This is a genomic window from Longimicrobium sp., from assembly GCF_035474595.1.
Taxonomy (GTDB): Bacteria; Gemmatimonadota; Gemmatimonadetes; order Longimicrobiales; family Longimicrobiaceae; genus Longimicrobium.
The window spans coordinates 207,345-226,986 of sequence record NZ_DATIND010000155.1; the positions used below are offsets into that span (position 1 = coordinate 207,345).

The 19,642-nt window shown below is 70.9% G+C and carries 25 protein-coding genes; 16 read left to right on the top strand and 9 right to left on the bottom strand.

Going from position 1 to position 19,642, the window contains the following annotated elements; translation table 11 throughout:
* Window positions 1-307 precede the first annotated feature (307 nt).
* On the top strand, window positions 308-2,047 hold the full coding sequence (locus VLK66_RS27255; protein WP_325312674.1) for a M28 family peptidase: 1,740 nt from the start codon (window positions 308-310) through the stop codon (window positions 2,045-2,047).
* Window positions 2,048-2,249: 202 nt separating this feature from the next.
* Complete coding sequence (locus VLK66_RS27260) at window positions 2,250-2,429, top strand: hypothetical protein (protein WP_325312675.1); 180 nt, start codon at window positions 2,250-2,252, stop codon at window positions 2,427-2,429.
* Between the two features lie 97 nt (window positions 2,430-2,526).
* Here the strand turns inward: VLK66_RS27260 and argH are convergent, their stop codons facing one another.
* On the bottom strand, window positions 2,527-3,948 hold the full coding sequence (gene argH, locus VLK66_RS27265) for an argininosuccinate lyase (RefSeq protein WP_325312676.1): 1,422 nt from the start codon (window positions 3,946-3,948) through the stop codon (window positions 2,527-2,529).
* A 125-nt stretch (window positions 3,949-4,073) separates the two neighbouring features.
* Here argH and VLK66_RS27270 point away from each other — a divergent pair, with 125 nt between their 5' ends.
* Window positions 4,074-4,271, top strand: coding sequence for a hypothetical protein (locus VLK66_RS27270; RefSeq protein ID WP_325312677.1), 198 nt, complete (start codon window positions 4,074-4,076; stop codon window positions 4,269-4,271).
* Between the two features lie 39 nt (window positions 4,272-4,310).
* A complete protein-coding gene (locus VLK66_RS27275) occupies window positions 4,311-4,478 on the top strand; it encodes a hypothetical protein (protein ID WP_325312678.1) in 168 nt (55 codons plus the stop codon).
* Window positions 4,479-4,608: 130 nt separating this feature from the next.
* Here the strand turns inward: VLK66_RS27275 and VLK66_RS27280 are convergent, their stop codons facing one another.
* The 5 genes from VLK66_RS27280 to argC form a co-directional block, all read right to left on the bottom strand.
* The gene (locus tag VLK66_RS27280; RefSeq protein ID WP_325312679.1) at window positions 4,609-5,844 is read right to left on the bottom strand and encodes an argininosuccinate synthase; all 1,236 of its coding nucleotides are present in this window, start codon (window positions 5,842-5,844) and stop codon (window positions 4,609-4,611) included.
* Window positions 5,845-5,963: 119 nt separating this feature from the next.
* The gene (locus VLK66_RS27285) at window positions 5,964-6,497 is read right to left on the bottom strand and encodes an N-acetyltransferase (RefSeq protein ID WP_325312680.1); all 534 of its coding nucleotides are present in this window, start codon (window positions 6,495-6,497) and stop codon (window positions 5,964-5,966) included.
* Entirely contained in the window at window positions 6,498-7,682 is a 1,185-nt protein-coding gene (locus tag VLK66_RS27290) for an acetylornithine/succinylornithine family transaminase (protein ID WP_325312681.1), read from the bottom strand.
* A gap of 2 nt (window positions 7,683-7,684) precedes the next feature.
* Window positions 7,685-8,449 (bottom strand): acetylglutamate kinase, encoded by a 765-nt coding sequence (gene argB, locus VLK66_RS27295; protein ID WP_325312682.1) that lies wholly within the window; start codon window positions 8,447-8,449, stop codon window positions 7,685-7,687.
* Window positions 8,446-9,438, bottom strand: a complete 993-nt coding sequence (gene argC, locus VLK66_RS27300) for an N-acetyl-gamma-glutamyl-phosphate reductase (RefSeq protein ID WP_325312683.1) — start codon at window positions 9,436-9,438, stop codon at window positions 8,446-8,448. Before argC ends, argB begins: the two co-directional genes overlap by 4 nt.
* Window positions 9,439-9,697: 259 nt before the next feature.
* Between argC and VLK66_RS27305 the strand changes: the two genes are divergently transcribed.
* From VLK66_RS27305 to VLK66_RS27325, 5 genes are all read left to right on the top strand, one after another.
* On the top strand, window positions 9,698-10,108 hold the full coding sequence (locus tag VLK66_RS27305) for a hypothetical protein (RefSeq protein ID WP_325312684.1): 411 nt from the start codon (window positions 9,698-9,700) through the stop codon (window positions 10,106-10,108).
* Window positions 10,109-10,112: 4 nt separating this feature from the next.
* Window positions 10,113-10,517 carry a GNAT family N-acetyltransferase gene (locus VLK66_RS27310; RefSeq protein ID WP_325312685.1) on the top strand — a complete coding sequence of 135 codons (405 nt, stop codon included), beginning with the start codon at window positions 10,113-10,115 and terminating at the stop codon, window positions 10,515-10,517.
* 67 nt (window positions 10,518-10,584) lie between these two features.
* Window positions 10,585-11,922 (top strand): PQQ-dependent sugar dehydrogenase, encoded by a 1,338-nt coding sequence (locus VLK66_RS27315; RefSeq protein WP_325312686.1) that lies wholly within the window; start codon window positions 10,585-10,587, stop codon window positions 11,920-11,922.
* 5 nt (window positions 11,923-11,927) lie between these two features.
* The gene (locus VLK66_RS27320; protein ID WP_325312687.1) at window positions 11,928-12,335 is read left to right on the top strand and encodes a secondary thiamine-phosphate synthase enzyme YjbQ; all 408 of its coding nucleotides are present in this window, start codon (window positions 11,928-11,930) and stop codon (window positions 12,333-12,335) included.
* 29 nt (window positions 12,336-12,364) lie between these two features.
* Window positions 12,365-13,300, top strand: coding sequence for a MaoC/PaaZ C-terminal domain-containing protein (locus tag VLK66_RS27325; RefSeq protein ID WP_325312688.1), 936 nt, complete (start codon window positions 12,365-12,367; stop codon window positions 13,298-13,300).
* Between the two features lie 118 nt (window positions 13,301-13,418).
* On the opposite strand, the gene VLK66_RS27330 is transcribed toward VLK66_RS27325, so the two are convergent.
* Window positions 13,419-13,967 (bottom strand): ImmA/IrrE family metallo-endopeptidase, encoded by a 549-nt coding sequence (locus VLK66_RS27330; RefSeq protein ID WP_325312689.1) that lies wholly within the window; start codon window positions 13,965-13,967, stop codon window positions 13,419-13,421.
* Entirely contained in the window at window positions 13,954-14,400 is a 447-nt protein-coding gene (locus tag VLK66_RS27335) for a helix-turn-helix transcriptional regulator (RefSeq protein ID WP_325312690.1), read from the bottom strand. Before VLK66_RS27335 ends, VLK66_RS27330 begins: the two co-directional genes overlap by 14 nt.
* Before the next feature lie 129 nt (window positions 14,401-14,529).
* Between VLK66_RS27335 and VLK66_RS27340 the strand changes: the two genes are divergently transcribed.
* Both VLK66_RS27340 and VLK66_RS27345 read left to right on the top strand, forming a co-directional pair.
* The gene (locus tag VLK66_RS27340) at window positions 14,530-14,835 is read left to right on the top strand and encodes a hypothetical protein (RefSeq protein WP_325312691.1); all 306 of its coding nucleotides are present in this window, start codon (window positions 14,530-14,532) and stop codon (window positions 14,833-14,835) included.
* 460 nt (window positions 14,836-15,295) lie between these two features.
* On the top strand, window positions 15,296-15,508 hold the full coding sequence (locus VLK66_RS27345; RefSeq protein ID WP_325312692.1) for a cold-shock protein: 213 nt from the start codon (window positions 15,296-15,298) through the stop codon (window positions 15,506-15,508).
* Between the two features lie 74 nt (window positions 15,509-15,582).
* Here the strand turns inward: VLK66_RS27345 and murB are convergent, their stop codons facing one another.
* On the bottom strand, window positions 15,583-16,542 hold the full coding sequence (gene murB / locus VLK66_RS27350; protein WP_325312693.1) for a UDP-N-acetylmuramate dehydrogenase: 960 nt from the start codon (window positions 16,540-16,542) through the stop codon (window positions 15,583-15,585).
* 195 nt (window positions 16,543-16,737) lie between these two features.
* Between murB and VLK66_RS27355 the strand changes: the two genes are divergently transcribed.
* The 5 genes from VLK66_RS27355 to pnuC all read left to right on the top strand — a co-directional run bounded on the left by VLK66_RS27355 (window position 16,738) and on the right by pnuC (window position 19,525).
* Entirely contained in the window at window positions 16,738-17,085 is a 348-nt protein-coding gene (locus tag VLK66_RS27355) for a hypothetical protein (protein ID WP_325312694.1), read from the top strand.
* An 81-nt stretch (window positions 17,086-17,166) separates the two neighbouring features.
* A complete protein-coding gene (locus VLK66_RS27360) occupies window positions 17,167-17,352 on the top strand; it encodes a hypothetical protein (RefSeq protein WP_325312695.1) in 186 nt (61 codons plus the stop codon).
* An 84-nt stretch (window positions 17,353-17,436) separates the two neighbouring features.
* Window positions 17,437-18,243, top strand: a complete 807-nt coding sequence (locus VLK66_RS27365; protein WP_325312696.1) for a hypothetical protein — start codon at window positions 17,437-17,439, stop codon at window positions 18,241-18,243.
* 62 nt (window positions 18,244-18,305) lie between these two features.
* The gene (locus tag VLK66_RS27370; protein WP_325312697.1) at window positions 18,306-18,914 is read left to right on the top strand and encodes a TIGR04282 family arsenosugar biosynthesis glycosyltransferase; all 609 of its coding nucleotides are present in this window, start codon (window positions 18,306-18,308) and stop codon (window positions 18,912-18,914) included.
* Window positions 18,911-19,525 carry a nicotinamide riboside transporter PnuC gene (gene pnuC, locus VLK66_RS27375; protein WP_325312698.1) on the top strand — a complete coding sequence of 205 codons (615 nt, stop codon included), beginning with the start codon at window positions 18,911-18,913 and terminating at the stop codon, window positions 19,523-19,525. The genes VLK66_RS27370 and pnuC overlap by 4 nt, the downstream gene beginning before the upstream one ends.
* Window positions 19,526-19,642: the final 117 nt, after the last annotated feature.

Genomic DNA, 19,642 nt, shown 5'->3' on the forward strand with positions numbered 1-19,642 from the left:
CCCCGAAGGACTTCGGGTCGGGCGACACCGGCGACTGAAATCGCGGCAACAACCCCGGGAAGCCTCGCAAACCGCGCGAGGCTGTGCGGATCGGGGGACGGGTTGCGGAGAGCGGCATCCGATTCATCGCAACGATTGGGTGACGATGCGCATCTTAACTGCGATTCATCCCGCCGCACCCGCCGTTCGCACCGCGAAGAAACGGTTCGTCCCATCGCCGCATCTTTCGCCGGGTGGACGGGTACGCCGTTGCGACCATTCCCCAGTCGCGCCGCCGTGGCGCCCAACCCTCGAATCTTCCATCCCCATGCAACGCACCCTGCCGAAGCTCCTTCCGCTCCTGGCGCTGGCCGCGACACCCCTTGCCGCGCGCGCGCAGATGGCGGACCCCTGGGCCGTGCTCGCGCGCCCGCGCACCCACGCGCCGCGGCCCACCACGCCCGCCATCACACCGGCGGACCTGATGACGCGGCTGTACATCTTCGCCGACGACTCGATGCAGGGGCGATTGATCGCCACGCCCGGAAACTCCAAGGGGGTGGAGTACATCGCGGGCGAGCTGCGGCGGATGGGGCTGGAGCCCGCGGGCGACAACGGCACGTTCTTCCAGGACATCCACCTGGTGGAGCGGGGGATCGACGAGAGCGCCGCTTTCGGGGTGAACGGCACCGCGCTGCGTGCGTGGACCGACTACGTGCCGCGCGACAACGGCCCCGGCGCGCGCTCGGTCGACGGCGCGCAGGCGGTGTGGGGCGGGACGATGACGGATTCGGCGCACATGATCGACTCGGCCGCCGTGGCCGGGAAGCTGGTGGTGATCGGGATGGGCCCGGGGTACGCGGGCGACCCGCCGGGGACGGCGAACCGCATCCAGCTGACGCGGCGCTACCGGCGCGCGGCGGGGATCGCGTTCGTGGGGATGGATGCCCTCACCCCCGCGTCGCTGGCGCTGTACCGCCAGCCGCTGCAGCTGATGCAGGGCGCGCCCGGCCCCGAGCTGCCGTCGTACATGTACGTCACGAAGCGCGCGGCGGCGCTGCTGATGGGCGCCGACCCCGAGACGCTGCAGCCGGGCGCCGCGGGGGCCACCGTCACCGGCAGCCCGCGCTTCGCCGAGCGGCCGACCGCCGCGCCGGCGCGCAACGTGGTGGCCATCCTGCGCGGGAGCGACCCGGCGCTCCGGAGCGAGTACGTGGCCATCGGCGCGCACAACGACCACATCGGCACCTCGGGCGAGGCGACGGCGAGCGACTCGATGTACATCGTGAACCACCTCTTCCGCGCGCAGGGCGCGGACGACGACGATCCGCACCTCACCGAGGCGCAGCAGGCGCAGGTGAACGCCGCGCTGGCCCAGGTCCGGCGGCGCACCGGCGGCGCGTCGGCGCGGGTGGACAGCATCTACAACGGCGCGGACGACGACGGTTCGGGGTCGATGGGGGTGCTGGAGATCGCGCAGTGGTTCGCCAGCCGGCCACGGCCGAAGCGCTCGCTCCTGTTCGTCTGGCACGTGGGCGAGGAGGAGGGATTGTTCGGCTCGGAATACTACACCGACCACCCCACCGTGCCCCGCGAGAGCATCGTGGCGCAGCTGAACATGGACATGATCGGGCGCGGCGGCGCGAACGACGTGACGGGGACGAGCAAGGACGGCGCGATGCTGCACGGCGGGCCGGGATACGTGCAGCTCGTCGGCTCGCGGCGGCTGTCGACGGAGCTGGGCGACCTGGCGGAGACGGTGAACCGCACGGGGAACCACGGCCTCAACTTCGACTACGCGATGGACGCGAACGGGCACCCGCAGAACATCTACTGCCGCAGCGACCACTACGAGTACGCGCGCTACGGCATCCCCATCATCTTCTTCACCACCGGCGGGCACGCGGACTACCACCAGGTGACCGACGAGCCGCAGTACATCGACTATGGCCGCATGGCGCAGGTGGCGAATTTCGTGGCGGACCTGGCCACCCACGTCGCCAACCTCGACCACCGCCCGGTCGTCGACCACCCGAAGCCTGACCCGCACGGCAACTGCGTGCAGTAGATCGGGACAACGGAAAGTCTCCACGGAAGGCACGGAGGCCGCGGAGGAAGATTGCACTTCTCCGTGGCCTCCGTGCCCTCTGTGAGAGATCAAGAAAATTACCTTTCCGGACGATATCTTGCGCTTGGAAACGGACGCCGCTAGGCTTGCAGCACGCGCCGTTTCCACGCGCGGAGTTCCACACCCGTTCCTGGAGGGTATCGTGAAGAAGCTCCGGCTCGAAGAGATTCAGGTGGATTCCTACACGACCGAGACCGTCGCGCAGGAGAAGGGGACGGTGCAGGGGAACATGGCAACCGTGCTGAGGTGCCCGACGAATCCCATCGCGTGCCCGGCGCCGACGGACGCCGCGAGCTGCCAGAGCGGCACGTTCTGCTGCTGATGCGCCCGAGGCCGATCCGCTGCGGCCTTGTCGCGTAGCACGGCAAAGGGCCGGGAGAGGTTCTCCCGGCCCTTTTCGTGCGCCGAACCCGGATGATCTACAGCAGCGCGCGGAGACCGGAGATCTGCTCGCCGACTGCGTCCGGCGCGGTGCCGCCGATGCCGGCGCGGGCGGCCAGCGCCTGCTCGGCGGAGAAGAGCGCCCCGAAGTCCGCGCCCTCGAAGTGCGGCGACAGGTGGGTGAAGAAGCGCTCGTCCAGCTCGTCGAGCCCGCACCCCAGCTCCTCGGCCGCGCGCACCAGGCGGCCCACCGTGCCGTGCGCCTCGCGGAAGGGAACGCCGCGCTTCACCAGGAAGTCGGCCAGGTCCGTCGCCAGCATGGCCGCGTCCACCGCGGCGCGGCAGCGCGCGGTGTCGATCTCCATCGTCCGCACGCTTCCGGCGACGGCGGGAAGGAGCGACTCCAGGGTGTCGAAGGCGCTGAACAGCGCGTCCTTGTCTTCCTGCAGGTCCTTGTTGTAGCCCGACGGGAGCCCCTTCAGCGTGGCCAGGATCCCCGTCAACCCGCCGATCAGCCGGCCGGCCTTGCCGCGCGCCAGCTCCATCGCGTCGGGGTTGCGCTTCTGCGGCATCAGCGACGAGCCGGTGCTGAAGCGGTCCGACATCTTCACGAACGACCACTCGGCCGACGAGAAGAGGACCAGGTCCTCGGCCAGCCGGGAGAGGTGCACCCCCACCATCGCCATCACGAACAGGAGCTCGGCCACCCAGTCGCGGTCGGCCACGGCGTCCATGGAGTTGGCCGAGACGGCGTGGAAGCCCAGCGTCTCCTTCAGCAGCACGCGGTCGACCGGGAACGGGCACCCGGCGATGGCGCCGGAACCCAGTGGAAGCACCGCCACCCGCTCGCGCGCCTGCGCCAGCCGCTCGCGGTCGCGCGCCAGCGGCCACGCGTGCGACAGCAGCCAGTGCGCGGCAGAGACCGGCTGCGCGCGCTGGAGATGCGTGTAGCTGGGCATCACGGTGGTCCGGTGCGCCTCGGCCTGCTCCAGCAGGGCGCGCTGCAGGTCGCGCAGCAGCGTGTCGAGCCGCGAGACGGCGCCGAAGGCCCAGAGCCGCGAGTCTGTGGCCACCTGGTCGTTGCGCGAGCGGCCGGTGTGCAGCTTCCCGGCTACGTCGCCCGCCTCCTCGTACAGCAGGCGCTCGACCAGGGAGTGGATGTCTTCGTCCGGCGCTGACGTCCACTCGTCCTCGCCCCACGCCTCCAGGCGCGCGGCCACGCGGTCCAGCCCCGCGGTCAGCGCCAGCCACTCGGCGTGCGTGAGCACCCCGGCCGAGGCGATGGCTCCGGCCCACGCCTGGCTCCCGGCGATGTCCTCGCGCCAGAGGCGGTGGTCCACCGGAAGCGAGCGGTTCAGCCGGTCCATCTCCACCGAGGGCTCGGCGGCGAAGCGCCCGCCCCAGAGGCGGATGGCCGGGGCTTCGGTGCCCGTTTCGAGCTGCAGCGCGGTATCGGTCATCGTTCCCTCCACTCGGTCCAGAGCCACCGCGGGCGCGTGCGTCTCGCGCCGTTGTGCATTTCCCGACGAATTGTTACGATCCATCATCCTCCCACCGCCTTCCCGCGAGCTGCACGGAGAGCCCGATGAAGAAGCTCCGCCTGGACGACCTGGCCGTCGAAAGCTTTTCCCCCGCGTCCGCGATGCGCGCCCTCCGCGGCACGGTGGCCGCGCGCGAGGAGGAGATCGACACGACCCTGCACTGCCCCGACAGCTACGGCGGCACCTGCTGGATCAGCTGCTTCGAGACCTGTCCCTGCACCGACGGGCCGGCCTGTCCCTGACGCGCCCCGCCCGACCCCATTCGACCTCGAGGAGCCGACATGAAGAAGCTGAGCCTGGACACCCTGCGCGTGGACACCTTCGCCACGACGTCCGAGATCGCCGCGCTCCGCGGCACCGTTGCCGCCTACTCCGCGCAGTGCACGGTCGTGGAGTGCATCGCCTCGCACCGCATCACCTGCGAGATCAGCTGCAACGGGACCTGCTGACGGAAAGTCCCAATTCCTGAGTCTTAAGTGCCAAGTGCCAAGTCCTAAGTCCTGAGTCCTGAGTCCTGAGTCCTGAGCAACGCAGTTCACTTGGGACTTGGGACTCAGGACTTAGGACTTCTCAGTTTCCTCAGTCCGCCGCCAGGTCGTGCACCAGCGCCGGGGCGCGCTCCTGGTCCTTGAGCGCCGCCACGCGCATGGGCAGGGCGAAGAGGCGGATGTAGCCCGCCGCGTCGGCCTGGTCGTAGACGTCGTCCTCGCCGAAGGTGACAAAGCGCTCGTCGTACAGCGAGAACGGGCTGGTGCGCCCGGCGATGCTGGACGTGCCGCGGTACAGCTTCAGCCGCACGTCGCCGGTCACGCGCTGCTGCGTGACGTTCACCAGCGCGTCCATGGCCTCGCGCTCGGTGGTCCACCAGCGGCCCTCGTAGACGAGGTCGGCGTAGCGGGGGGCGATGGCGTCCTTCAGCGCCAGCGTGCGGCGGTCCATCACCAGCTGCTCCAGCTCGCTGTGCGCCTGGTAGAGAAGGGTGCCGCCGGGGGTCTCGTAGATCCCGCGCGACTTCATCCCCACCATGCGGTCTTCCACCAGGTCCACGCGGCCCACGCCGTGCAGCCCGCCGATCTCGTTCAGCCGCGCCAGCAGATCCACCGGCGACAGCGCCTCGCCGTCCACCGCCACGGGGTCGCCCGCGTGGAAGGTGATGGTGACGTACTCCGGCCGCGCCGGCGCGTCCCACGGCGCCTTGGTGAGGAGGAAGAGGTCCTCGGTCGGCTCGAAATTCGGGTCCTCGAGCGGGCCGCCCTCGTGCGACACGTGCCAGATGTTGCGGTCGCGGGAGTAGATCTTCTCCTTGGTGGCCGCCACGGGCACCTGGTGCGCGGCCGCGTAGTCCAGCGCGTCCTCGCGGGAGCGGATGTCCCACTCGCGCCAGGGGGCGATCACCTTCATCTCCGGCGCCAGCGAGGCGTAGGTGAGCTCGAAGCGCACCTGGTCGTTCCCCTTGCCGGTGCAGCCGTGCGCCAGGACCGACGAGCCGATCATCTTCGCCACGTCCACCTGGCGGCGGGCGATGATGGGGCGCGCCATCGAGGTGCCCAGCAGGTACTTGCGCCCGTAGGTGGCGCCGGCGCGCAGCGTGGGCCACACGAACTCGGTGAGGAACGCCTCGCGCAGGTCCTCCACGTAGCAGGCCTTCGCGCCGCTGGCCAGCGCCTTCGCCTCCAGCCCGCTCAGCTCGTCGCCCTGCCCCACGTCCGCCGCCACGCAGACCACCTCGGCCCCGTAGTTCTCCTTCAGCCAGGGGACGATGATCGAGGTGTCGAGCCCGCCCGAGTAGGCCAGGACGATGGTGTTGTTGTTCATCTCAGTCTCCCTGGAAACAGTGCCAAGTTCCTAGTGCCAAGTGCCTGGTGGTCCGGTCCCGGCCGAATGCCCGTGCCGCGCGCCAGACCCACTTGGCACTTGGCACTCGGCACTTGGCACTACAGTTCTTTCACCACCGCGATCTCGTCGCACGCGTGCAGCTTGGGGCATGCGCGGCAGTCCGACCACACCTTCTGCGGGAACATCTCCTTGGGCACCGTGCGGTAGCCCTGCTTGTGGAAGAAGATGTCCTTCAGCGTGAGCGCGAACACCGTCCCGATCCCGTGCTTCTCCGCCTCGACCTCGACGGCCGCGACCAGCTTCGCCCCCACGCCGAGGCCCTGCGCCGCCTCGGAGACGGCCAGCGAGCCCAGCTCGGCCAGCTGCGGGGTGTACACGCGCAGCGCGGCGCACCCCAGGATGCGGCCGTCCAGCTCCGCGACCACGAACTCGCGGAAGTTGCGGGAAAGCTGCTCCACCGTCTTGGGGAGCATCAGGTCCTGCCGGGCGAAGCCGTTGATGAGCGGCTCCACCTGGAGCATGTCGGCCACGCGCGCGGGGCGCACCACCACCCCGCCCGAGCGCGGCGCCTTCTTTTCGACCGGGTCCAGGACCGCGGTGCCGGAGGTATCCCCGTAGGTGTCGAGCAGCATCTAGAGCACCTCGTCCAGAATTCCCACGCCTTCCGCCAGCTCGGCATCGCCGATCACCAGCGGGGGGACGATGCGGACCACGTTCGGCCCCGCCGTGCACACCAGCAGCCCGGCGTCCAGCGCCCGCGCGGCCACCTCGCCCGCGGATCCCTCGATCTCCACTCCCCAGATCAGCCCCGTTCCCCGCACCGCCGTCACCTTGGTCGGGTGATTCAGCACCAGCTTCTGGAGCAGGTTGGCCAGCAGGTGGCCCTTGCGCTGCACCTCGGCCAGGAAGGCCGGCTCGCCGATCGTCCGCACCGTGGCCAGCGCGGCGCTGGCGACGAGAGGCCCGCCGCCGAAGGTCGTCGCGTGGTCGCCCGGCTGGATCGTCTCGGCGACCTTCTCCGTCATCAGCACGGCGCCCATCGGGAGGCCGCCGGCCAGCGGCTTGGCCACCGTCATCAGGTCCGGCGTGACCCCCGCCTGCTCGTGCGCCCACAGCATCCCCGTCCGCCCGAGGCCCACCTGCACCTCGTCGAAGATCAGCAGCGCGCCGGCCTCGTCGCACAGGTAGCGCAGCGCCTTCAGGAAGGCGGGCGGAACGGGAAGCACCCCTCCCTCGGCCTGCAGCGGCTCGATGATGACCGCCGCGGTGCGGTCGGGCCGGATCAGCTGGTCGGCCCCGGCGGTGTCGCCCACCTGGCCGAAGCGCACGCCCGGCATCAGCGGCCGGAACGGCGCCTGGTAGGCGGGGCGGTCGGTGGCGGCCAGCGCGCCCATGGTGCGCCCGTGGAACGAGCCGTGGAACGACACGATCTCGGTCTTGTGCTCGCCGCCCTGCACGCCCGCCCAGCGGCGCGCGAACTTGAAGGCGCCCTCGTTGGCCTCGGCGCCGCTGTTGCAGAAGAACACGCGGTCGGCGAACGAGTGCCCGGCCAGCCACTCGGCCAGCTCGGCGGCCGGGCGGGTGTGGAAGAGGTTGGAGGTGTGCACCAGCCCCGCCTCCAGCGCCTCGCGGATGGCGTCGGCCACCACGGGCGAGCCGTAGCCCAGCGCGTTCACCGCGATCCCCGCGGTGAAGTCCAGGTAGCGCGCGCCGTCCTCGCTGATCAGCCGGCACCCCTCGCCCGCGGTGAACACGGGCCCCGAGCGCTTGTAGATCTCCAGCAGCGCGCCGGTCGCTTCCAACGTGGCAGTCGTCATCCTCAGGCCTCTCGTGCCGCGGCCGCGCAGATGCGCGTGCCCGCCGTGTGGTTCTTCAGCATCTCCACCCCGCCGATCCGCACCGCGCCGGCCGTCTGGGCCGCGCGGGCGGCGGCGCGGAGCTTGGGCGCCATCCCCCCCTGCGCCGTGCCGTCCGCGATCAGCGCCTCCACCTCGTCGGCGCCGACCGTCTCCAGCGTGGCGCTCCCCGCCATCACCCCGGGAACGTTGGAGACGAAGAGCAGCTCCGTGGCCTCCATCGCCGCGGCCACGGCGGCTGCCGCGTCGTCGGCGTTCACGTTCAGCGGCTCGCCGCCGGGCCCGCGCGAGACGGGCGAGACCACGGGGGTGAGCCCCTGCCCCAGCCACGCGCGCAGCAGCTCCACGCGCACCTGCTCCACCTCGCCGATCCGCCCCAGCGCGCCGCCGCGGGCCACCCGCGCGCGCAGCAGCCCGCCGTCCTCGCCGCTGATCCCCACCGCCTCCGCCCCCGCCGAGACCAGGGCGGAGACCAGGCGCTTGTTCACCAGCCCGCTGAGGACCATCGACACCGCCTTCATGGCCTCCGGGCTGGTGACGCGCAGCCCGTCCTTCCACTCCGGCTCGGCGCCCATCGCGCGCTGCAGCGTGGACACTTCCTTGCCGCCGCCGTGGACGACCACCACGTGGCCGCCGCGTCCGGCGATCGCGCGGGCGAGGCGCTGGACCCAGCAGGGGTCGTCCACCTCGTTGCCGCCCACCTTCACCACCGTCACGTCCGGCTTCACGTCAGTCCCTCGGTCTCGGCGAAGCCGAACATCAGGTTCAGGTTCTGCACGGCCTGCCCGGCGGCGCCCTTCACCAGGTTGTCGATCGCGGCGACCACGATCAGCATGGGCTGCGTCACGCCCGCCACCGTCTGCACGCCGATGGAGACCAGGTTGGTTCCCACCACGTCGGCCAGCGCGGGCAGGCGGTCCGCCCTCACCTCCACGAACGGCTCGCCCGCATAATCATCCAGCCAGGGGCGCAGCGGCTCGCCCAGCGGCGCGGCGAGCGGGACGTAGATCGTCTCCAGGATCCCGCGCTTCACCGGCAGCAGGTGCGGGGTGAAGACGAGCTCCGGCGTCGCCCCGCCGTTCAGCCGCGCCGCCTGGTCGCGCATCTCGGCCAGGTGCCGGTGCACGTTGCCCACGCCGTACGCGCTGAAGTCCTCCGCCAGCTCCGCGAACATCAGGTTGCGCTTCGGGGCCCGCCCGGCGCCGCTCACCCCCGACGCCGCGTCCACGATCACCGGCCCGGCGACCAGTCCCCGGCGCAGCAGCGGCGCGAGGGCCAGGATGGCGGCGGTGGGGTAGCACCCCGGGTTGGCCACCACCCGCGCGCCGGCGATGCAGCCGCGGTGCAGCTCGGGAAGCCCGTACACCGCCTCGCGCGCCCATGCGGGCGTCGCGTCCGTCACCACGCGCAGGTCGTTGGACAGGTCCACCACCTTCGCGCCCGCGTCCAGCGCCGCTTCCGTCCACCGGCTGGCCTCGCCGTGCGGGAGGCAGCAGAGCACCGCGTCGCACGCGGCCAGGCCGGCATCGGCGATCCGCGTCAGCGCCAGCTCCGGCGCGCCGCGAACGAGGGCAGACAGCTTCGCCCCCGCTTCGCTTTCCGAGCTCGCGAGGGCGACGTCCGCGTTTCCGTGCTTCGCCAGGAGCCGGATCGCCTCCCGGCCCGCGTATCCCGAGGCGCCCAGCACTCCGACCCGGGCGCGAGAGAATCCATTCATTGGGTCGAATCTATATCCAAATAAGTGAATAGTCAACCGTTTGCGTGAATACTTCCTCTAAAATTCGATCGGGCGAGCTCTCACGGAGAACACGGAGGGCAGGGAGGTGGGAGATGATGATTTCTCCGCGCCTTGCCTCGCGGATCCGGACCCAAGTGGGGATGGGAGATGTAGATGGGTTTGCTGGGGCGCGCGCGCGGCGGTACACTCATCCGCTCGCGCGCGGATGGCGTGATTTCCCGATGGATCGAGATATCGAATGAAGAAGAAGGCCCTGCTCCCTGCCGCGGCGCTCGCCGTGCTGCTGACGACGCTCGCGTGCCGGGAGCCGCTGGACATCGGCGGCTTCTCCGTCTCCGGCCAGTGGGCGGGAACGGCGAAGCAGCTGGTGGGCGCCGACAGCGTCGCGTACTCCGTGGTCATGGACCTGGACCAGAACCGGCGCGCGGTCACCGGCACCGCCACCGTGCGCGCCGGCACCGACTCGGTGCGCACGGACGTCACCGGCACGTGGGACTATCCGCGCGTGAGCCTGCGGCTCAGCGCGCCGGAGTTCGCGGACCTGCAGTACAACGCGCAGTTCACGCCGCAGGAGAACCCCGACACGCTGGCCGGCCCGCTGATCGGCTCCGGCTTCACCAACGCCACGCTGAAGCTGGTCCGGCAGTAGGGCGATGGAGGGCATCGACTTCCGCGTTTCGGAGCCGGTGGACGGCGCGGCGTTGAACGCGCTCTTCGCGACGGCGTGGGAGGGGTACGGAGACTACGACGTGGCGCCCGTGCTGCGCCGCAGCCTGGCGTGGGTGTGCGCGTACGACGGCCATCGGCTGGTGGGGTTCGTGAACCTGGCGTGGGACGGCGGCGCGCACGCGTTCATCCTCGACACCGTCGTAGCCCCCGACCGCAAGCGGCGGGGGATCGGCACCGGGCTGGTGCGCAGCGCGCTGGACGCCGCCCGCGCCGCCGGCGTGGAGTGGGTGCACGTGGACTACGAGCCGCATCTGGACGCCTTCTACCGCGAATGCGGCTTCCGCCCGACCGCGGCCGGCGTGCTGAACCTCCTCCGCGCGGAAGGCTGACCGCGCGTTCGCGCGCTTGTTGCAGTTCCGTCCGTCACCACCACCACGCCCAATCCCCGGTGAGGACATGACTCGATCGACCACCATCGTTCCGCTCGCGCTGGCCGCCCTGCTGGCCGCGTGCGGCGACCGTCCGTCCGTCCGCGAGGCCGACGCGAAGCCCGCCGCCCCCGCCCCGGCGGCCAGCGCGCAGCCGTCGGAGCCCGCCGCATCCCCCGATGCCGCCGCGCAGGCGTGCGACGCGGGGAACGGCGGCCTCACGCTTCCCGCGGGCTTCTGCGCCACGGTGTTCGCCGACGTGCAGGGCGGCCCCCGCCACATCGCCGTGGCCCCGAACGGCGACGTGTTCGTGGCGGTGGGCGGCGGCCGCAACGGCGGCGGGGGGGTGATGGCGCTGCGCGACACGAACCGCGACGGCAAGGCGGACCAGCGCGAGAGCTTCGGCTCGCAGGGCGGCACCGGCGTGGCGGTGAGCGGCGGCTGGCTGTACTTCGCGCCGAACGACGGCGTGGTGCGCTGGCGCCTGGCACCGGGCCGTCTGGCGCCCACGGGGGAGCCGCAGACCATCGTCACCGGGCTGCCCACCGGCGGGCACACGGCCAAGAACGTGGCGCTCGACGGCCGCGGAGGGCTGTTCGTGAACCTGGGCTCGCGCACCAACGCCTGCCAGCAGGCCGACCGCCAGCGCGGCTCGCGCGGCATCGACCCGTGCACCGAGACCGAGCAGCGCGCCGGCATCTGGCGCTTCGACGCCAACCGCCCCAACCAGCGGCAGGGGGACGGGCAGCACTGGGCGCGCGGCATCCGCAACGGCATGGGGCTGGCCTTCGCGCCGGGCGGACAGCTGTACGCCACGCAGCACGGCCGCGACCAGCTGCACGACAACTGGCCCGACCTGTTCGACGACCGGAAAAGCGCCGAGAACCCGGCCGAGGAGTTCTTCGCCGTGAACCAGGGCGACGACTTCGGCTGGCCGTACTGCTTCTACGACGTCGACCAGCACAAGCTCGTGCTGGCGCCGGAATACGGCGGACGGGGGACGGAGACCGGCCGCTGTGCGCAGGCCAAGGCGCCGCTCGTGGCCTTCCCCGGCCACTGGGCGCCGGAGTCGCTGGTCTTCTACACGGGCACGCAGTTCCCCGCGCGCTACCGCGGCGGCGCCTTCATCGCCTTCCACGGTTCGTGGAACCGCGCGCCGCTCCCGCAGGCCGGCTTCCGCGTCTCCTTCGTTCCCATGACGGGCGGCCACGCGGGAACGCCGGAGACCTTCGCCGACACCAATGCGGGGAACGCCGCCGAGCCCGCGCACCGGCCGATGGGGCTGGCCGTGGCCCCCGACGGCGCGCTCTTCCTGACCGACGACGCGGGCGGGCGCATCTGGCGCATCGTCTACCGCGGGCGGTAGGGGAGATGGAGATCGTCCGCCTGCGCACCGGCCGCCGCGCCGAGATGCTCGACATCACCGACCGCCTGCAGTCGGTGCTTGAGCGCTCCGGCGTGCGCGAGGGCGTGCTGGTCGCGCAGTCGCTGCACACCACGGCGGGGCTCACCATCAACGAGAACGCCAACCCCGACGTGCGGCACGATCTCCTCGCCAAGCTCGAGCGGCTGGTCCCGCACGAGGAGCCTTTCTATCGCCACGGCGAGGGGAACAGCGACAGCCACCTGAAGACCAGCTTCTTCGGCCCTTCGGTGACGGTGATCGTGAGCGAGGGGCGACTGGTCCTGGGGCGATGGCAGGGCGTGTACTTCTGCGAGTTCGACGGCCCGCGCGAGCGGCAGGTCGCGGTGCAGCTCCTCGCCGCCGCCGCGGGGTGACGATGCCGCGGCTCCAGCAAATCGGGTCGATGCTGCGCCTGGTCGCACGCGGCGTGGTCACGCGCGGCGGGGCGGGCGAGCCGCTGCCCGACGTGCCGCGCCGCAAGCCGTCCAGCGAGCGCGTGGTGCGCGGCGTGGACCCGCGCCTGCACGAGCGCTACCTCCGCGCCACCGCGGGCGAGGGCATCGCGAAGTTGCGCGGCGCGGGCGCCGTCCTCTCCCCCGTCTTCCCGGCGACGTGGGAGACGGCACAGGCGCTGGAGCTGCTGGCCGGGCTGGACCGCGCGCTTCCCGCCGCCGGCGTGGTGCACGTGGAGGGCGAGCTGGTGAGCCTGCGCCCCATCGCGCCGGACGAGCAGCTGCGCTGCCGGGTGGAGCTGGAGCGCGCCGAGCGGGTGCGGAAGGGGATCCGGCTGACGCTTTCCGCGCGCAACTGGACCGCCAGCGGCCAACTCTGCACGCAGAGCACCGCCGTCTTCCTGGCGCGGGGACGGACGGAGGAAGAGGCGCCGCACCACGCCGCGCGCCCCACCGGCCGCGACGAGGGCGACCCGCGCGGCGAGCCCCCCACCGCGTGGGACGAGGTCGCGCGCTGGCGCCTGCGCGGCGACGCCGGCCGCCGCTACGCCGCCGTCTCGGGCGACTGGAACCCCATCCACCTGTGGGGGTGGACGGCGCGCCCGTTCGGCTTCCGCCGCCCCATCCTGCACGGCTTCTGCACCGAGGCCATGGTGGCGCACGCGCTGATCGAGCACCGCCTGGCCGGCGACCCCGCCGCGCTCCGCCGCCTCCGCATCGCCTTCCGTGCGCCCCTCCCGCTCCCCGCGTCCGCGCGCCTGCTGGTGGGCGACGGCATCGGCGTGCGCTGGTTCCGCGTCACCGACGACGCGGGCGAAAAGGTCTACGCCGAGGGCACCTGGGCCGGGGGGACGAATCCGCCGCGGCGGTTGCAACTGGTGAAGTAAACGGAAGTCCTGAGTCCTAAGTCCTAAGTGCCAAGTCCCAGGTGGACGGCGTCCAGCCGTCACCTGGGACTTCGTTTTCTACTTAGGACTTAGGACTTGGGACTTAGGACTTCTTCTCCTAAATCCCGCACTCCCGATAAAGCCTCAGCCGCAGCTCCGCGCGGTCGCCGAAGCGCTGCGCGGGCCAGTTTTCGGCGTACTGCGCGACCGCCATCGCGATCTGCCGCTTCACCTCGCGCCACGCGGTGCGCCCGCGCCGCACCTCGGCGACCCACCACCCGGGCACCAGGTCGGCCAGCGCGAAGAGGTCCGCCGTGCGCTCGGCGGGCGACATGTATCCCTCGTCGGCCAGGAACACCGGCCCGTCCACGTCGCCGGCCAGCACGTGCCCCAGCTCGTGGCGCAGCGCGAACAGGCGGTCCGTCTCCTCGGCCGAGCGGTTGATGAAGATGGGGTACACGCCGCCGCACGGCGGCAGCACCATGGCCACCGTGTCGGAGTGGAAGGGAAAGATCTCCACGTGGCACCCCGCCGCGCCCAGCAGGTCGCTCACCTGGTCGGTGCGCGCGGGCGAAAGGGTTCCCGCGTAGGCGCCCACCGTTTCCCGCGCGCGCGCCACCAGCCTGCACGCGGAGGCCAGCACCGCGTCGTCGTCACAGCTCGCCATGGTCCACCCGCTCCTTCAGCTTGTACCACCAGTCCGGAAGCAGCCCGCGCGCGGTGAGCATCCGCCGCAGCCCCTCCAGCGCGTCGGTCTTGCGCAGCCGCTCCTGCCCGGGCGGCGCAATCCCCTCCACGAACTTCGCCACCGCGTCCAGCGAGGCGAACACGTCGCCCGCGTCCTCGCCCGGATCGGCCTCGGCCGCGGCGACCTCGCCCTCTTCGCGGCGGCCCGTGCGGATCCACTCCGCGGTGCTCCCGCACGCCTCGGCGATGCGCTCCAGCGTGAACGCGTGCGGCACCGATCCCCCCGTTTCCCAGCGCGCGATGGAGCCCGCGTGCACGCCCACGCGCGCGGCCAGCTCGTCGCGGCTCATCCCCCGCCGCTCGCGCGCGATGCGGATGCGGTGGCCGATGGCCCTGCGGTCGTTCGTTGGCATTGGACCCGAAATTTACCCGAAGAAACCGTTGACCGCGGGACCCGCGGTGTGTATGTTGTGATAAGTGTTAAGTGCGCGCGCTCACCCTGTCAAATTGCTCCGACAAACACCGTACTTCGGGAGGTGTTCATGATCGCTGTGCCGGCCCTGCCGGAACCGGGTGTCCACCCCCGCCGCGTCGTCCGCCGCGTGCTGCGGCGGCCCGCCGCGCCTGCACTGCCGCCCGCCCCCGAGCCGCAGGAGCCGCGCCTGCTGCGGCCCGCCGCCACCTGCCCGCGCTGCGGCGCGCGTCCCGCCATGCGCGTGACCGACGCCATCATCGGCGCGCTGGCCGGGCACCCCGGCGACGAGCGGGTGGGCACCTACCAGTGCCAGCGCCGCGGCTGCGGCGCCATCTACGACCTCACCGCCAGCGCCTACCTGCAGGCCAGCTAGGTGCACCCACCGAACACATTCCGAAAGATAACAACCGGCGGGCACCCGCGAAAGCATGCCCGCCGAAGCGGCGCGAACCACTGGTTCGACCGCCAAGACTCAACGGTAAAGACCGATTAGGCGCGATTCATCTCCTCGGTTGGCGCCGGTGCTCGTCGGATACAGAACGCTGCGGCAGAAACGGTGCGGAGGGGGATGCGAAAAGCTTGACGGGTTAAGTACCTGTCATTAGGTTGACCGAACTTCCCGTGATGCACCCGCAGCCACACCGCGCGTCCACCGCGCTCGTCATCTCCATCCCAGTTCCGGAATCACACTTCGCGACCGATCCAGATCCAGCGACAAGGGTCGTTTTGCGGCCTGATCCGTTCTTCGCCCGCAGGCCTGGGGCGCGCGTAAATGCCCATGCGTGGGGGGCAGACAGGGTCCCACGCCGCACCGCACCATCTGGGAGCACCGCATGCGCAGCACCGGTACCGTGAAGTGGTTCAACGACGCCAAGGGCTTCGGGTTCATCACCCCCGAGGACGGCGGCAAGGATTGCTTCGTGCACTACTCGGCCATCAAGGGGAACGGCTTCCGCTCCCTGGCCGAAGGCGACAAGGTGGCGTTCGACCTGGTCGACAGCGCCAAGGGCCCGGCCGCCGAGAACGTCGAGCGCGTCGAGGCGTAGGCCACATCGCGTGAGTGAAAGACGGCGCGCCGCCCGGTTTCCGGGTGGCGCGCCGTTTTCTGTTGGAGAATCGGTCAGAACTCGCCGATGAACCCGATCTCGGGCTTCAGCTCGTGGCCGAGTTCGCGCCTGACCGTCGTCTGGGCTAGCTCGATGAGCTCGCGGATATCGCGAGCGGTCGCGCCGCCGTAGTTGACGATGATGTTGGCGTGGCGATGGAAGATGCCGGCGCGGCCGCTTTCGTGGACGTGGCCCTTCAGGCCGCACTGGTCGACCAGCCGGCCGGCGCCGATGCCCTCGAGCTTCTGGAAGATGGAGCCGGCGCTGGGGTACAGCCACAGGTCCGGGTGGCGGTCGTCGCGCCACTGCAGGTTCTCGCGGATCACGGAGCGCAGTTCGTGCTCGTCCGCCGGCTCCAGGCGGAAGGTGACGTCGAGAACGATGTCGCGGCGCACGTGCAGCACGCTGAAGTCGTAGCCGAACTGGAAGTAGTCGTGCCCCACCTCGCGCACCTCGCCCTCCTCGGTCAGGATGCGCGCGCTCTCCACCACCTCCTCGATGAACATCGTCCGCTCGCGCTCGGGCGGCGGCGACAGGAAGTGCAGGTTCTGCCAGATCGCCCCGCCCACCGTGCTGGGGATGCCCACGTAGTGGTGCAGCCCGCCCAGCCCGCGCCCGACGGTGGCCTGGATCAGGTCGGGATACGTCTTCGCGCCCGACCCGGCGCGCACCCGCACGTCGTCCAGGAACTCGATCTCCTCCACCTCGTTGCGGATCACCAGCCCGCGGAAGCCGCCGTCGCCGACCAGGATGTTGGCGCCCAGGCCCAGGAGGAAGAACGGGATCTCCAGCTCGCGCGCGGCCAGCACCGCGCCGGCCAGCTCGTCCGGCGTGCGGGCGCGGTAGAGCAGGTCCGCCGGGCCGCCGATCTTGAACGTGGTGTACGGCGCGAGGACGACGCCGCGCTCCAGCCGCGCGGGGTCGAGCCGCGCCGCCAGCTCGTCGATGGGAAGGCCGATCGTGTTCGCCTGCATGCACCACTCTCGAGGGGGGACGGGGTCGGGGGCGAAGCGCCGCCCCACAGTACGCGCCGCGGCCGGGTTCGCAAGGCCGGTGCCTCGCGCGGCACGCATCTTCTTGCTGCCACGCCTGAACCGCTTGCGTGCCGCGCGGCGCGTCGCGAACTTTTTCCCCGTCGCCGCCGTTCACCCGCATTCGTCGCCGATCCCGTGAACACCGTCGCCGCCGCTCCGCCGCGTGCTTCGCGCACCGGGCCCGCGCTCTGGCTGGTCGCCACGCAGGCGCTGGCGCTCGCCTCGCTGGCCGCCTGGCTGCTCGTGGCCGGGTTCTCGTTCATCGCCTCAGGGCCCGGCAGCGCCGACGGCGTGCTCGTCCCCAGGTCGGTGCTGTGGGTGCTCTGGGGATACCCGGTGCTGCCGCTGGTCTGCTCGGCCGCCGCATGGCGCGCCTTCCGCCGCCGCGACCTGCGCCGCGCCATCACGTGGACGTCGGTCCAGCTCGTCGTCGTCCTCCCGATGCTGGCCTACGTTGCGTACATGGCCTCGCCCGTCGGGTGACATGTTTACTTTCCGCTTGACGGAACAAGCGGAGGGAGTGTAGACTTTAATCAAGTCTGCGCGCATCGAGAGGAGGGACCAATGCTGCGAATTATGCGCAAGCGCCTTGGCCTGGAAGGGCTGCGTCATCGATGGATGGCGGCGAAGCTCAGGCGAGAAGACCGCGAGGTATCCGACGCCGAGGCGCAGGCGTTCTACGCAGCGCAGGAAGTTTCCGCGCAAGCCAGCCGCGCTTACCAGGCGCGGCGCCGAAAAGCAGCTTCCTGACCGCGCGCCGGCGAATGGTCTAGAGCCGGGGTCCTGTGACCCCGGCTTTCTTTTGTTCCGACCCCATTTTCCGGACGAGGACCGATGCTCTTCCGCGACAGTGACGATCGGGCCGCAGGCCACGTGTTCACTCTCCCGCCGGAACAGCGCTTCGGGGACGATCCCAAGCGCCGTCCTCACTTCCTTCTCCATCGCTGTTCCGCGTCCGAGTTCGGCACTCTGGCGCACATGACCACGAAATCGTCCGAGGAACGTGCGTTCGGCGCGCCCGTTCACGAGATCGTGGAGTGCAGCCGCACGTTGAAGTACCTTGGCCAGGCAGGTTGCTTCGTGTCTCCCGTGCGTCTTCTCTTCGCGGATGCATCGGAGCTTGCGCGGTCCGACGCGAGCTACACCAGCGCGGTGCCGGCTGTCCGCGCCGTCACGGCGGAAGCGCTGGGTATGGGAACGGGAGCGGCCGCCGCGAATGCGGTGAGCATTCGCGGACGCATCGTGGCGCTCACGCGCGAGGTGGCGGATGCATTCGAGTTCGAGCATGGTGTGGTGGTTACCCAGCACCGCTATTCTGCACAGCGGCGATGGCAGCTCGTCGTACCTATCCTGGACGTCCGGGACGTGATGCCCGAGAACGCGGACACCCTGCAGTTCCTGCCGGAAACGTGGGACGTGGTGCCGGAGCGGGCCGACTGGTGGGATGTGCTGCCCGGAGGCTGGCAGCAGCCCGTGATCGACACGGCCCGGCTGATCACCTTCAGCGAGCGATGGGCCAGCGCGCGCGACCGGAGCCGCTGGCTGAAAGCCCAGATCGCCCGTGTCTTGCCAGCATCGGTCGATTCCGGCACCCTTTCGAGGATCGAGGCCGCACTCGGAGCGCGTCTGATGCTCGAGTGACACGCTTCGACAACGGTGATCGAACGCGGAGCACAGTCATCTCCAACGCGGTACTGATCTTCGTGCGGGCGCCGGTGGCGGGGCGGGTGAAGACGCGGCTCGCGGCCGAGATCGGCGCGGACGCGGCGCTGCGCGTGTACCGGCGCCTGGCGCAGCACGCGGCGGCGGAGGCGCGGGCGCTCGGGCCGGTGGTGGCGGTGCGCATCCACTTCACCCCGGCGGACGAGGGGAATGAGGTGCGCGCGTGGCTCGGCGGCGGGGCGGAGTATCTCCCGCAGGCCGAGGGAGATCTGGGCGAGCGGATGCAGGCGGCGTTCGAGGCGGCGTTCGCGGCCGGGTTCCGGCGCGTCGTCATCATCGGCTCCGACCTCCCCGGCCTCTCCCGCTCCGTCCTGCAGAGGGCGTTCGAGGAGATGGATACGCACGACGCCGTGCTGGGGCCCGCCCGCGACGGCGGCTACTACCTTCTGGGGATGCTCGAGATGATCGGCGGGATCTTCGACGGGGTGCCGTGGAGCACGCCGCGGGTGCTGGACGCGACGCTCGCCCGTCTCCGGGACGCAGGCGCGTCCGTGGCGATGCTGGAGACGCTGGCGGACGTCGACGAGGCCGCCGACCTCCCGGCCGGGTGGCGCGAATGGGCCGCCGGCGCGGAGGCCGCTTCCGCATGAGCTTCGTCGATTTCCTGAAGGCCGCGGCGGGGAGCGGGCCGCTGGAGTGGATCGCGGTCGTGTTCGGGATCGTGAGCGTCTACCTCAGCGTCCGCGAGAAGATCTGGAGCTGGCCCACGGCCATCGTCAGCGTCAGCCTCTACATCTACGTGTTCTTCGGCGTCAGGCTGTACGCCGACATGGGGCTGCAGGTCTACTTCCTCGCCATCTCCTTCTACGGGTGGTGGAACTGGCTGTACGGTGGCGCCAACCACACGGAGCTGCACGTCACCCGCATCTCCACGCGCTCCGCGGTGATGCTGACCGGGATCGGCATCATCGCGACCGCCGCGCTCTCGCACGTGCTGGGGACGTACACCCAGGCCGCGATCCCGTGGGCCGATTCGGCCCTGGCCGTCGCCAGCCTGATCGCGCAGTACCTGATGACGCGCAAGGTGCTGGAGAACTGGGCGATCTGGGTGGCCGTGGACGTGGGCTCCATCGCCATGTACGTCTACAAGGGCCTGTACCCGACGACCTTTCTCTACGCCGTCTACCTGGTGCTGGCGACGATGGGGTGGTTCGAGTGGAAGCGCTCGCTCAAGGCCGCGCCCGCACCCGTGGCGGCATAGGAGCGTCAGGATCGGAGGGGGATGAAGATGTCCCGCCGCGGGGTTTTCATCTTCCGACGGATCCCCCATCCGTTCGCCGCTGCCTGCTGACCGATGCGCTGTGTGCTCCCGATCTCC